Genomic DNA, 11,760 nt, shown 5'->3' with positions numbered 1-11,760 from the left:
GACCTGATTGACCTCCGTATCAGAACTTTAAATGTTCCGCGCGTACAATCATTGCCAGCCCTGTTGGCAATTGAACCCTAACACCATCTTTCGCAATTTCTAAAACAGAGGCGTCCATCACACTGGTACCGACTTTGACTTTCAAAGTTTGACCAATTTGGAGTGTGTTGATGTCAGTCACTGATTTCAGATTTTGCTCTGGTGCAGGTGTATTACGGCGAGGGGCTTTAGCTGATGTATTTTGCGAGCGTTCTTTATTGTCTGTTGGACGGCGGCGAGGCGCTTTTTGTTTAGTTGCGTCTTGTGTACGTGGTGTTTTATCACCCGTTTTTTGTGCAACTGGACGTTTTTGCGCTTTTTGTTCAGCACGCTGTGCTTGAACGCGAGCTTTCGCCTCGGCTAATTGTTGGCGCGCATGTGCAATATGTTCTGCATCTAATTCACCACAATCTTCACCGTTTAGGTCAACTCGTTTAGCGCCCTCTTTAACACCGTAGAGATAACGCCAGCTAGAAGTGTACATGCGTAATGCAGAACGCAATTGCGTTTTGCTAATACCATCTTCTTCTTTTAAGCACCCTACGATATCTTGAAAAATTCCGACTTTTAACGGACGTGCTTCGCCTTCAGCGATAAAACAGCGAGGAAAACGCTCTGCTAGAAATGCGATAACTTCTTTACTACTATTCAACTTAGGTTGATTTTCCATGAAATTTCCTGATAACAACGATTTTGCCAACCTCACGGGCATGAACAAGCCGACATTATAATCGTGTTGCTGACAATTGCCACGTTACTATTAATTTAACTGACCATTATTTAGTGATATTTAGGCATAGAACACATTGCCAGGTGTTGACACAACTGGTTTACAAGGTGCTGTAGCCCTTTTTCGTCTTCATGGTCGAATTGGCTAATATTTGGGCTATCCATATCTAAAACCCCGATAATTTGCCCATTAACTACCAAAGGAAAGACAATTTCAGCGTTACTTGCTGCATCACAGGCAATATGACCTGGGAATGCATGAACATCTTCGATACGCTGAACTTGGTTATTGCTAAACGCTGTTCCACACACGCCTTTACCAAAAGGGATCCGAACACACGCAACTTTACCTTGGAAAGGACCCAGTACTAATTCTTGCCCATTACTGAGATAAAAACCAGCCCAGTTAACCCCTTCTAAACAGTCATATAATAATGCACTGGTATTTGCTAAGGTTGCAATTAAATCATATTCCCCTGCAAGTAGCGCAGAGAGATTGTCTGAAAGTTCGTGATAATACTTCTTTTTATCCATAATTATTTCTTGTAATAATCAAGTAATTAATCAAATATTTGTAAGCGTAGCCCTAAGGTTACCAATTTGTCACTTTGAGGTAAATTTTTTTACACTAGATTACATCGAGGTAACCAACTAAAATGAGTCAATATGAACCACATTAATCACACTGATTTGCTTTTTCAACGTTGTAATCATTGCGATCAGAAGTTACTAACTCCTCGATTCAACATACGGCAAGTTGTTGTTTGCCCTCGCTGTTTTAGTCAACTTAATGATGGGCGTTCTTGGTCACTCAACCGTTTATCAATACTGGCTATCACTTTATTGATGCTTGCCCCTATTGCATTTTGGCAACCACTCATTTCTATTCACTTATTAGGAAGCCAAATCAATGCAAATGTCATTGAAGGTATTCGCTTAATTAATCAACAAGGGGATCCATTTACGGCCAGTATAGTGGCTTTTTGTGCTATTGCAGCCCCATTAATATTACCCATTTTGATTTTATTGTTATCTATTGGTCAGTATATCAATTTGAATCTCCGGCCTATTCTTTTAGTATTAAGTCACATTAAAGAATGGGTTATGTTAGATGTTTACCTTATCGCGCTAGGCATTGCTGCGATTAAAATGCAAGATTATGCGAGTGTTTTCATTGGACATGGTTTAATCGCTTTTATTACCATGTCTATTCTCAGTTTATTAATCCTCATCCACATAAACTTAGATGAGCTATGGAACAAATTTTATCCCATTAATAATAAAAAAGTACAAGATAACTTACTAGTCTGTACAGCATGTCATTATTGCGGCCCTACAACTAGCAATGAAAAATGCCAACGCTGTCATCGCCCTCTTCACTATCGTGAACCACATAGTTTACAAAAAACATGGGCCGCACTAATTGCTGCCATGGTGCTATTATTTCCTGCTAATTTAATGCCAATCTCTATTTTTTATCTCAATGGGCAACGTTTAGAGGACACTATTTATTCTGGAGTCGTTTCTTTAATTGATTCAGGTAATTGGCCAATTGCAATTATTGTATTCATCGCCAGTATATTGGTTCCCTTTATTAAGATTATTATTATGATATTGCTACTGTTTTCCATCCACTTCAAAAGCAATACTGACCCTATTTTACGTATGAAATTACTTAGGTTTGTTTCATGGATTGGTCGTTGGTCCATGCTAGATTTATTTGTCATTGCTTTGATGATGACACTCGTTAATCGCGATCAATTGATGTCTTTTACTATGGGGCCTGCCGCACTGTATTTTGGTACAGCCGTTATTTTAACAATTTTGGCTGTTGAGTGGTTAGATAGCCGTTTAATTTGGGATTCTTATGGAAAATCAAAACCCGCAAAGTGAACCCTCTGAAGAAATATCAGAAGCTCTATTACGTAAACGCAAACATATTTCGCCTTTCTGGTTTTTGCCTTTAGTCGCTATTTTCATTGCCGGTTGGCTTTTGTTTCAGCATTGGGTTGAACGAGGAACGGATATTACTATTGAGTTCACATCTGCACCCGGAGTAGTTGCTAACCGAACACCTATCCGCTACCAAGGTGTTGAAGTTGGTTTGGTGCAATCTGTTGCTATCAGTAAAAATATGAAAACCATTATTGTTACTGCTAGTGTGAATAAAGACATGCGTCCAGCCTTGAATTCAGGAACTAAATTTTGGTTAGTGACCCCCAAGGCATCATTAGCAGGCGTTTCTGGCCTTGATGCGTTAGTTGGTGGGAACTACATTGGTATGTTACCAAGCACGGGAACAGAGCAATTCTCTTTTGTTGCACAGGATACGCCACCGCAGCTAAACATAGATAAAGGTGAATTACTTATTCACCTTACTGCGCCAGATTTAGGTTCATTAAACGAAAACTCTCCGATTTATTACCGGAAAGTACCTGTTGGTTATATTTCAGACTATACCATTTTGCCAGATAACCAAGGTGTTTCCATTTCTGCTGTTATCAAAAAACCGTATGCTCACTTAGTACGTAAAGAGAGTCAGTTTTGGAATGTATCAGGGTTACAAGGTAGCTTCGACCTTAAATCTGGAGCCAGTGTAAAAATGGAAAGTCTTTCTGCTGTGATAAATGGCGCCATTGCTTTTGACTCACCACAAAGCAGTCCTCAAGCAGAAGAAGGACAACAATTTGTTCTGCAAGATAGTAAAAAAATAGCCAAAACTGCAGAACAAGACGGTAAAGACCCCCTCATGCTAACACTTTGGGCACATGACACATATGGTGTCGATAAAGGCCAGCCCATTGTTTATAAAGGCATTCAAGTTGGTGAGGTGTTACAGCGTCACCTGGCAACTGAAAAAGTGAATTTTAGTATCTTAATCTATGATGAGTTCCAGCATCTTGTCCGTGAAGACAGTAAATTTGTTGCAAATAGCCGAGTGGATATCCAATTAGGCCTTAATGGATTACAATTCCAAGGCGCTACCCCCCAAGAATGGTTAGATGGCGGGATTCACCTGATAGCTGGTCAAAGCCAAGATAAACTTCCTGAAACCTTTCCTTTATATCGTAGTGATGATAATGCAAAAGCGGGTATTTTAGGCGCTTTACCGCCTACAACTATCACCCTAAATACCACGACACTACCAGACATTCAGGCCGGTTCTATTGTTCTTTATCGCCAATTTGCAGTCGGCAAAATCATTGACATTAAACCAACTAAAGCTGGGTTTGCTATCAATGTAAATATTTCAAATGAATATCTTCATTTACTCACAGAAAATAGTGTATTTTGGGCTGAAGGCGGCGCCAAAGTTCAGCTTAATAGCAATGGTTTAACCGTTCAAGCTGCGCCTCTGAGCCGAGCGATTAGCGGTGCAATTAGCTTTGATAACCTAGATGGTGGCGTCGCCAATACTGCTCGACAACACACACTTTACCCAAATGAAACCTCTGCGAAGGCAATAGGAAGCATTATTACGCTAACCACGTTTGATGCATCAAAGCTTTCCGAAGGCATGCCAATCCGTTATTTAGGTATTAATATTGGTCAAATTGAATCATTAAAATTGTCATCTGACAAACGTGAAGTACAAGCAAAAGCAATTCTATACCCCGAATATGTCAGTACCTTTACCCGGTTAGGAAGTCGCTTCGCTGTGGTAACACCTGAATTATCCCCTGCGGGTTTAAATAATTTAGATAGCATATTGCAGCCTTATATCAGTGCTGAACCTGGACGTAACAGTAAAAGCCGTTATCAATTTGAATTACAAACTGCCAATATTACAGACTCGCGTTATCTAGACGGTTTAACTATTTACCTTGATGCTATTGATGTAGGCGCAATCCAAATTGGTACACCTATTTTGTTTAGGGGCCTAGAAGTCGGTGTTGTTACAGGTCTCTATTTGGGAGAGCTTTCCGATCGCGTATATGTTGCGACACGTATTGGCAAGGAATACCAATATCTTATTCGCAATAATACCGAGTTTTGGCAGTCTTCCGGTTTTAACTTTTCATTTGGTTTAACCGGTGGCGTTGCCAAAAGCGGGACTTTCAAGCAATTTGTACGTGGCGGTATTTCCCTTGCTACACCGCCGTCAGTGCCTCTAGCCCCACAAGCTAGGCCTGAACAGCATTTCATCCTAAAATTAGAGCCCCCTAAAGATTTCGTGGACTGGGGAACATCTATCCCGAAAAAATAATCACTATTAGGGTGCATATTAACCATATATAGCACCCTTTCCTTACAAGCACCCCAAAAATTATTTTGGAAATTAATTCCATTTATACTATGCTTAAATTCGTTGAACTGATTATATATGGTTAAAATCGATGAATGAGGTGCTGTTATGTGTATTGTAAAATTGAAAATATCTTCCTATGAAATTAATGATGCGGTTATGGCTTCCCATAAAAGTGATACAGTAAGTATTCCATGTGATTCTGATACAGACTTTTGCATGCAACTTGATGGCTGGGACGAGCATACAAGTATTCCTGCCACTTTAGATGAAAAACCGGTTCTACTCTACCGTGATCGTTATGACAAAGAAAATCACCATTGGGTGATGAAACTTGCTTAATAGTTTTGTTAGTACTCTTAGGTTATTTACTAAGCATATAAATAGGTAGGAACCGATAAGCTGATATGAAATGAGAACTGACAAAATAATAGGCAAAAAAAGAGGCCTGGTAGATTCCGATTACCGGGCCTTGGGAAATGGCTCTGGCAGAGCCGTGCGCTAAAATTGCCATTGAGACGTTACAAAGTACACTCTAATACTAGCTTTCAATGCACGTTCTTACCATATTTATTATCAATATTTTTACATATTATTAACACAATTTATTTCTTAATTTTCTAAAATTGAACTATTTGTTTAATAGGTTATACCTATACATACAATCAATCAAACCTTTCAATTAATCAATGCATTGAATAATAACAATAATTTATTGTTTTCCACATCCCTTCTAGATTGAACATTTTAACTGAGAGATAAGCTTAATTGCTCGCACACAATTTTGCAGCAGCTTCTTTTATAGGTAATATTCTTTCCTCAACTGTTTTGGTGCTATCGGTAGGCTTAAGCAGCACATCAATAGGCTGTGCTTTAATTTCTTTTTTGATCATCAATTCAGTCGCTATGTCGTTTAATGGGTATTGCATTAGCGTGGCAGGGTTAATGACGACCAAAGCCCCATTATGACGGCACTCTAACATGACTTCCTCTCGAGTAAATGGCCAATCATCACCAAATTGTTTTTTACTCACGGATGTTAACGGTGCAGAAAAAGCAGTGCTCACGGTTCCACCCAATAACAGTGAGCAAATAATGAGTTTAAATTTCATGGTAGTGACCTTATTAAACATTGAAGATATCTTTACATATTATCAATTAAATATAAAAGTTTAGCTAGATTGGTTGGTAGCTTGCAAAAATTGCCACAGAAAGAATCGCCATCGTACCTAACAGTAACTCAACCCAACTGTTAATGATTAGGTAATTGACTCGCCCTTTTTGCTTAATAATAGGTACGATGTAATAACGATTGATAATCGCTAATAAAAGCATTCCTCCCACTAAAATGATCTTAAACCAAAGTAGTGATTGGTATTCTGACCCTGAATAATTTAATGGCCAGCCAGGTAAAAGTGTTATTGCACTAATGATCCCTGTAATGACCACCAGTACAACAGCGATATGGCCGAAGCGCGAAAAACGCATCATGGTATTCACAATTTGTTTGTCCATCCCTTCTGCCATTTCTTTTTTATTGCGCAAAAATTGGATGCAAATTAAAAATGGCCACAAACCGCCAAACCAATATGCAGAGCTAATGAGATGAATAAATTGATTAATACGATGGAATGTTCCGAGTAGGCCATCATGCATGGCCGCGTGCCCAATAAAGGCATGAAAACCAAGCAGGATCACTGAAAAAACTAATATTAGTTTCAATCGTAATTGAATTGATTTTATAAATAAGACCAATAGCAATAATACAGATGACAAAAGTTCCCAACGCCATACTTGGCCGAATGACGTCCCTAAAACCCCTTGCCATATCTGCCAATCAATACTATCTTCCCAACCATCACCCATCAGACCCGCTTGCGCAATCATCCAGCTGAAGGCTGTTAAGACAGTAACAATGGCACAAAAGAAAATGCCTTTATTCAAATAGCGGCTTAATAAATAATTAAATGAGCCGCGACTAAGTACCACTGCAAATATTGACATTCCACACATCAATATTGCAGCGATAAAATGAATAAAGCGAATAAGGGTATAAAAAGCTTCTAGTGACATATTATTTCACTGTAAAGCTATACGTTCCTTTTGTTTTGTGTCCGTCGACAGAAACGACGCTCCAATTAACATCATATTTCCCAGCAATGAGCTTGTCTTCCACAGGAACGACCACTTTAGTGTCGTTACTCGGGTCTAACGTTGCTTTACCGGTTTTTACTATTTTATTTTCAGGCCCGATAATACTGACCTTAGTGAAATTAACTTCGATACCTTCAGAAAAGCTTAATGAGATTGACTCTGGCGCTTGCTCCACTGCCGTACCTTCAGCAGGAAGCTGGTCTTTTAAATGTGCATGGGCAAATGCTTGTTGGAAAGACATGCCTAAAAATAGAACGGCGACAGCGCTAAGTTTGCGCCATGAAGATTTAATAGGGTTAATTGGCATAGTAACCTCTTAATTTGCAGGTGAATTTAGAATAATTGCCAATCATTATACGGAAAACAAACCATTTTACCGCTTAAAAATGGGTTTTATCGGCCTATCCTGTGAGTTTTCACACAAAATGAAAAGAAAAAGACTTATGAACATTGAATTACAGAATTCATGCCCATAAGCCTAGAGAGGTCTTTATGCATCAAGTAGAGAGAAAAACTAGATTTCTATCTACTTACTGGTGTGTAGATTAGACATGCGTTGCCGCAGACAGGTTTTTCAAATCTTTATCTAACAAGAATAGTGCTTTACCAGACTCACCCACCATATCCAGTTTATCCAGTACTGATTTAAATAATTTCTCTTCTTCATGTTGCTCTGCAACATACCATTGTAAGAAATTAAATGTAGAATAATCTTGTGTTGTCATTGCTAAATGAGCCAATTTATTAATTTCACGAGTAATTAATTGCTCATGTTCATAAGTTTGGGTGAATACATCACTAATTGATTTGAAATCAACGGGCGGCGCAGCAATTTGCCCTAACAGTGGCAACGCCCCAGTGTCACTAAGATAATCAAATAAACGCTGCATATGTTCCATTTCTTCTTGTGAGTGTGCTTTTAAGAACGCTGCAGCGCCTTCATAGCCTTTATCACTACACCAAGCACTCATTTGCAAATAGAGATTTGCAGAATAAAACTCAAGATTTAATTGCTCGTTTAATTTTTTGACCATATCTGTAGTTAACATATTTAAGCCTTATCGGTTAATCATTCATGCGTATATTATGCACAGTATTACAATAATTAAAACCCTAAAACAATCTTAAAACAAAAAAATCCAATTTACTGATAATTAATAACTTTTGTTAAAAACAATAATAATCAATCTCATTATCTTTCCCTGTTTTTCTATTAATAGCTAAATATATAAATAGATAAATTTAACTCTTATTTTTATTATTACAATTAATGTAATGAGATTTTTTCTCATTATCCAGTTACAATAATAAGGTATGAATTTAACCGTAGAGATCAAATATGAGTCACAACCTTGCTTTATTGCCTAAAGATGAAATGGATAAGGTCAATGTCGACCTTTTGGCTTCTGGTGTTGCATTTAAAGAACGCTATAACATTGCCATCATTGCTGAAGCTGTTGAGCGAGAACAACCTGAACACTTAAGGGAATACTTCAGAGAGCGATTAGTATACTACCGTCAGCTGTCACAAAATTTTGCTCGTATGCCTTATGAACCACGTAATCGCTAGGCTCACGGATACACAGAAAAAATGACACAAAAAAGGGATAACCTTAATGGTTATCCCTTGATATTCAATAAAAAATTTATTTAGTTGTATTATATGTCACGGTATTATTTTGGCAGTCTACCGCAACTGAATAATGCAAATCGGATTTTGCACCTCGAACAACCAGCGGTACGGTGTAACCTGTTTCAGTTTTAGTGACTTCACCATCATTGACCCAAGCAACCGCTTTTTTGCCTAAAGCCGCTTTTTCATCTGTCCAACGAGGCAAACGATTATGCATAAAGTCACTTTTCACCTGTGCTGCAATTTGCGGCTCAGTTAGCGTACCACAACTGACGAAAGGCGCAGCTTTACCTTCTTCATTATTTGCGCTTAACGCAAAAGAACTAAAAACCAGAGCACAAGCACCTAAAATTACAGCAATTTTTCGATTCGCTTCCATACCATCCTCCGATACCTATTACTAGGTAAAGATTTTTGATTAGTTTAGCGGCTTATTTCAGCCTACCAGATACCAGTTATCTTCTGGTTATTATCTAGTCTTCATTGATAAATAGAATGACTTAACTAATATTAATCTATCAGATTTATGCATGAATGTTAATAGTATGTTTATAGATTATTAATTTTCATCATCGAAACGAACGTGGATCTGTTCTTTACCTTGGTGCTTTTCTCTAATTTCATGAGCGACTATTGCAATCGCCTCACCACTACTCATACCTTCCGCCATCAATTGATGAATTTTTTCAACAGCTTCTTGCTGTTCTTCGTGATTAAGTGCTGGCATACCAGAAAACATGGTTTAAACCTCATGAATAAAAGACTAAAATCAATGATTAAGATTTTAACATTTCTTCGACTATTAAGATAAGAATATATGTTAACCTGTATTGATTCACTTGCGGAAATTTAAACTCATCATTATGGTTATCAAAAAAATCCAACTACCTTATAGCCCAAATGCAGCCATTGATTATTTTACCCCATTGGCACACCTGCCATGGGCGATGTTATTACATTCAGGTAATGCAAAACACTTACATAATCGCTTTGATATTATCGTTGCTGACCCGATTGCCACACTGACGACTTATCAGCTTAAAACAACTATTACAGAACAAAATCACGCCTCTCTCGTTTCTGAGTCAGACCCTTTTAAACTCCTTCAAGGATTGCTGGATAAATACCAACCAAAACGCCAGGAAGAGACCGAGTGTCCCTTCAACGGGGGGGCTCTCGGCCTTTGGAGTTACGATTTAGGGCGCCGCATTGAAAAATTACCTGAAATTTCGACCGCAGAACTACAATTTCCAGACATGGCAGTTGGCATCTACTTATGGGCTCTCATTGTTGATCATCATGATAAAACCACTACATTAATTAGTTATGATGATGCTGATGCCCGGTTAGCTTGGCTAAACAACCAAAAAAGGCCACGTAAAAATAAATTTCAATTAACCTCTGCATGGCAATCCAATATGTCAGAAGAGGCATATCATCATAATATTGCGCGCATCCATGAATATTTACGTAATGGTGATTGCTATCAAATCAATTTAGCGCAAAGATTTAAAGCCAAGTATAAAGGGGATGAATGGAATGCATTTTTAGCACTACTTGATCGCAATGGTGCTCCCTTCTCTTCTTTTATACGTCTTCCCGAAAATGCGGTTATCAGTATTTCACCTGAACGCTTTATCTTTTTGCAAGATGGAGATATTCAAACCCGTCCAATCAAAGGAACGCTTCCGCGCTTAGACAATGAACAAGATGACCTTGCTCAAGTAGCAAAATTGTCTAATTCAGTAAAAGATCGCGCAGAGAACTTAATGATTGTCGACTTGCTGCGTAATGATATTGGCCGCGTCGCCAAACCGGGTACGGTCAGTGTTCCTGAATTATTTGCTGTTGAAGCTTTCCCGGCAGTACATCATCTGGTTAGTACCGTCACGGCAAAGTTAGATAGCCAATACCGTGCAACTGATTTATTACGAGCGTGTTTTCCTGGTGGGTCAATAACCGGCGCACCGAAAGTCCGTGCAATGGAGATAATTGAAGAATTAGAACCCCATCGCCGACATGGCTATTGTGGAGCAATAGGCTATATTAGTTTCAATGGCAATATGGATAGCAATATTACTATTCGTACTTTACTGACATATAAAAAACAGGTTTATTGTTGGGCTGGCGGTGGTATTGTTGCCGATAGCCAAGCAGACAAAGAGTATCAAGAAACCTTTGATAAATTAAGCCTGATCTTACCTTTATTAGGAGCACTCAATAACGATGACTGAACTGAATAACTTTATCAATCGTTTTCAGTTTACTTTACCGGCTACCCGCCAATTTGAAGCTAAGGCGGGTAAATCGGCGGCTGTTCTTTTACCCATTATCAATAAACCAAACCCAACATTACTTCTCACCCAAAGGTCTCCTTTTTTACGCTCCCATGCAGGCCAAGTCGCCTTTCCTGGCGGGGCTAGTGACCCAGAGGATGGAACGCTTGTGAATACCGCTTTACGTGAAGCTTATGAAGAAGTCGCCATCCCACCGGAAAAAGTCACCGTACTGGGTCAGTTAAGCCCTTTACAAAGTTATGGTGGTTATGAAGTTACGCCAATTGTTGGGCTTGTACCAAATAATATTCAATATCAGGCTAACCCCAGTGAAGTCGCTGACATCTTTGAAGTTCCATTGTTTGATGCGCTTTCATTGCAACATCATAAATATGTCGATATTAAGCGTTCAGGACAGCATAACCGCATCTTTTTTTATTGGTATAAAGGCCATTTGGTTTGGGGATTAACCGCTTCGATTATTCACCAACTTGCCTTGCAGTTAGATTAACGGCTAACACAACTTTTCACCATACAATGCCACTATTGCAGTAAAATCTATTTAAGATGACAAGATATCGCGTCATATATGACAAAATTTACCTCTACCACATGTTGTTTTTTTAGCCACATCACAGACATTTTGTGCTATTTACAATCAATTACCCTTCAGCAACTACCTT

At 38.6% G+C, this 11,760-nt stretch carries 14 protein-coding genes; 6 read left to right on the top strand and 8 right to left on the bottom strand.

The features are described from left to right. Positions 1–19: 19 nt before the first annotated feature. Positions 20–709 carry an RNA chaperone ProQ gene (gene proQ / locus PR725_RS06405; RefSeq protein ID WP_004911233.1) on the bottom strand — a complete coding sequence of 230 codons (690 nt, stop codon included), beginning with the start codon at positions 707–709 and terminating at the stop codon, positions 20–22. A gap of 110 nt (positions 710–819) precedes the next feature. Continuing rightward, positions 820–1,302 (bottom strand): GAF domain-containing protein, encoded by a 483-nt coding sequence (locus PR725_RS06400; RefSeq protein ID WP_272568178.1) that lies wholly within the window; start codon positions 1,300–1,302, stop codon positions 820–822. A 132-nt stretch (positions 1,303–1,434) separates the two neighbouring features. Here PR725_RS06400 and yebS point away from each other — a divergent pair, with 132 nt between their 5' ends. The 3 genes from yebS to PR725_RS06385 all read left to right on the top strand — a co-directional run bounded on the left by yebS (position 1,435) and on the right by PR725_RS06385 (position 5,356). Beyond that, positions 1,435–2,661 (top strand): membrane integrity lipid transport subunit YebS, encoded by a 1,227-nt coding sequence (gene yebS / locus PR725_RS06395; RefSeq protein WP_272568175.1) that lies wholly within the window; start codon positions 1,435–1,437, stop codon positions 2,659–2,661. Beyond that, positions 2,636–4,975 (top strand): PqiB family protein, encoded by a 2,340-nt coding sequence (locus PR725_RS06390; protein ID WP_272568172.1) that lies wholly within the window; start codon positions 2,636–2,638, stop codon positions 4,973–4,975. Before yebS ends, PR725_RS06390 begins: the two co-directional genes overlap by 26 nt. A gap of 147 nt (positions 4,976–5,122) precedes the next feature. Beyond that, on the top strand, positions 5,123–5,356 hold the full coding sequence (locus PR725_RS06385) for a DUF1480 family protein (protein ID WP_004253902.1): 234 nt from the start codon (positions 5,123–5,125) through the stop codon (positions 5,354–5,356). 422 nt (positions 5,357–5,778) lie between these two features. On the opposite strand, the gene PR725_RS06380 is transcribed toward PR725_RS06385, so the two are convergent. From PR725_RS06380 to ftnA, 4 genes are all read right to left on the bottom strand, one after another. Next, entirely contained in the window at positions 5,779–6,126 is a 348-nt protein-coding gene (locus PR725_RS06380) for a YebY family protein (RefSeq protein ID WP_042851603.1), read from the bottom strand. A gap of 64 nt (positions 6,127–6,190) precedes the next feature. After that, a complete protein-coding gene (gene copD / locus PR725_RS06375; RefSeq protein ID WP_210844857.1) occupies positions 6,191–7,087 on the bottom strand; it encodes a copper homeostasis membrane protein CopD in 897 nt (298 codons plus the stop codon). A 1-nt stretch (position 7,088) separates the two neighbouring features. Further along, complete coding sequence (gene copC, locus PR725_RS06370) at positions 7,089–7,475, bottom strand: copper homeostasis periplasmic binding protein CopC (RefSeq protein WP_109912503.1); 387 nt, start codon at positions 7,473–7,475, stop codon at positions 7,089–7,091. Between the two features lie 238 nt (positions 7,476–7,713). Then, complete coding sequence (gene ftnA, locus PR725_RS06365) at positions 7,714–8,217, bottom strand: non-heme ferritin (RefSeq protein WP_004911254.1); 504 nt, start codon at positions 8,215–8,217, stop codon at positions 7,714–7,716. A gap of 290 nt (positions 8,218–8,507) precedes the next feature. On the opposite strand from ftnA, the gene PR725_RS06360 reads away from it, so the two are divergent. Beyond that, positions 8,508–8,738, top strand: coding sequence for a DNA polymerase III subunit theta (locus PR725_RS06360; protein ID WP_004253885.1), 231 nt, complete (start codon positions 8,508–8,510; stop codon positions 8,736–8,738). Between the two features lie 76 nt (positions 8,739–8,814). Here the strand turns inward: PR725_RS06360 and yebF are convergent, their stop codons facing one another. Continuing rightward, positions 8,815–9,180: a protein YebF gene (yebF, locus tag PR725_RS06355; RefSeq protein WP_115167167.1), complete on the bottom strand. Its 366-nt coding sequence runs from the start codon at positions 9,178–9,180 to the stop codon at positions 8,815–8,817. Between the two features lie 180 nt (positions 9,181–9,360). Continuing rightward, entirely contained in the window at positions 9,361–9,540 is a 180-nt protein-coding gene (locus PR725_RS06350; RefSeq protein WP_004911263.1) for a YoaH family protein, read from the bottom strand. A 124-nt stretch (positions 9,541–9,664) separates the two neighbouring features. Between PR725_RS06350 and pabB the strand changes: the two genes are divergently transcribed. Together pabB and PR725_RS06340 are read left to right on the top strand one after the other, a co-directional pair. Then, positions 9,665–11,035 (top strand): aminodeoxychorismate synthase component 1, encoded by a 1,371-nt coding sequence (pabB, locus tag PR725_RS06345; RefSeq protein ID WP_109912501.1) that lies wholly within the window; start codon positions 9,665–9,667, stop codon positions 11,033–11,035. Further along, positions 11,028–11,588, top strand: a complete 561-nt coding sequence (locus PR725_RS06340) for a CoA pyrophosphatase (RefSeq protein ID WP_109912500.1) — start codon at positions 11,028–11,030, stop codon at positions 11,586–11,588. The genes pabB and PR725_RS06340 overlap by 8 nt, the downstream gene beginning before the upstream one ends. The last annotated feature ends 172 nt before the right edge of the window (positions 11,589–11,760 follow it).

The sequence above is a fragment of the Providencia sp. PROV255 genome, assembly GCF_028478065.1.
GTDB classification, from domain to species: Bacteria; Pseudomonadota; Gammaproteobacteria; order Enterobacterales; family Enterobacteriaceae; genus Providencia; species Providencia rettgeri.
This window is presented reverse-complemented; position numbering and strand designations above follow the sequence as displayed.

What these genes read in the sequence shown, in the direction of transcription:
- proQ (WP_004911233.1), bottom strand. Translation starts at nt 709, where the DNA reads ATGGAAAATCAACCTAAGTTGAATAGTAGTAAAGAAGTTATCGCATTT.
- PR725_RS06400 (WP_272568178.1), bottom strand. Translation starts at nt 1,302, where the DNA reads ATGGATAAAAAGAAGTATTATCACGAACTTTCAGACAATCTCTCTGCG.
- yebS (WP_272568175.1), top strand. Translation starts at nt 1,435, where the DNA reads ATGAACCACATTAATCACACTGATTTGCTTTTTCAACGTTGTAATCAT.
- PR725_RS06390 (WP_272568172.1), top strand. Translation starts at nt 2,636, where the DNA reads ATGGAAAATCAAAACCCGCAAAGTGAACCCTCTGAAGAAATATCAGAA.
- PR725_RS06385 (WP_004253902.1), top strand. Translation starts at nt 5,123, where the DNA reads ATGTGTATTGTAAAATTGAAAATATCTTCCTATGAAATTAATGATGCG.
- PR725_RS06380 (WP_042851603.1), bottom strand. Translation starts at nt 6,126, where the DNA reads ATGAAATTTAAACTCATTATTTGCTCACTGTTATTGGGTGGAACCGTG.
- copD (WP_210844857.1), bottom strand. Translation starts at nt 7,087, where the DNA reads ATGTCACTAGAAGCTTTTTATACCCTTATTCGCTTTATTCATTTTATC.
- copC (WP_109912503.1), bottom strand. Translation starts at nt 7,475, where the DNA reads ATGCCAATTAACCCTATTAAATCTTCATGGCGCAAACTTAGCGCTGTC.
- ftnA (WP_004911254.1), bottom strand. Translation starts at nt 8,217, where the DNA reads ATGTTAACTACAGATATGGTCAAAAAATTAAACGAGCAATTAAATCTT.
- PR725_RS06360 (WP_004253885.1), top strand. Translation starts at nt 8,508, where the DNA reads ATGAGTCACAACCTTGCTTTATTGCCTAAAGATGAAATGGATAAGGTC.
- yebF (WP_115167167.1), bottom strand. Translation starts at nt 9,180, where the DNA reads ATGGAAGCGAATCGAAAAATTGCTGTAATTTTAGGTGCTTGTGCTCTG.
- PR725_RS06350 (WP_004911263.1), bottom strand. Translation starts at nt 9,540, where the DNA reads ATGTTTTCTGGTATGCCAGCACTTAATCACGAAGAACAGCAAGAAGCT.
- pabB (WP_109912501.1), top strand. Translation starts at nt 9,665, where the DNA reads ATGGTTATCAAAAAAATCCAACTACCTTATAGCCCAAATGCAGCCATT.
- PR725_RS06340 (WP_109912500.1), top strand. Translation starts at nt 11,028, where the DNA reads ATGACTGAACTGAATAACTTTATCAATCGTTTTCAGTTTACTTTACCG.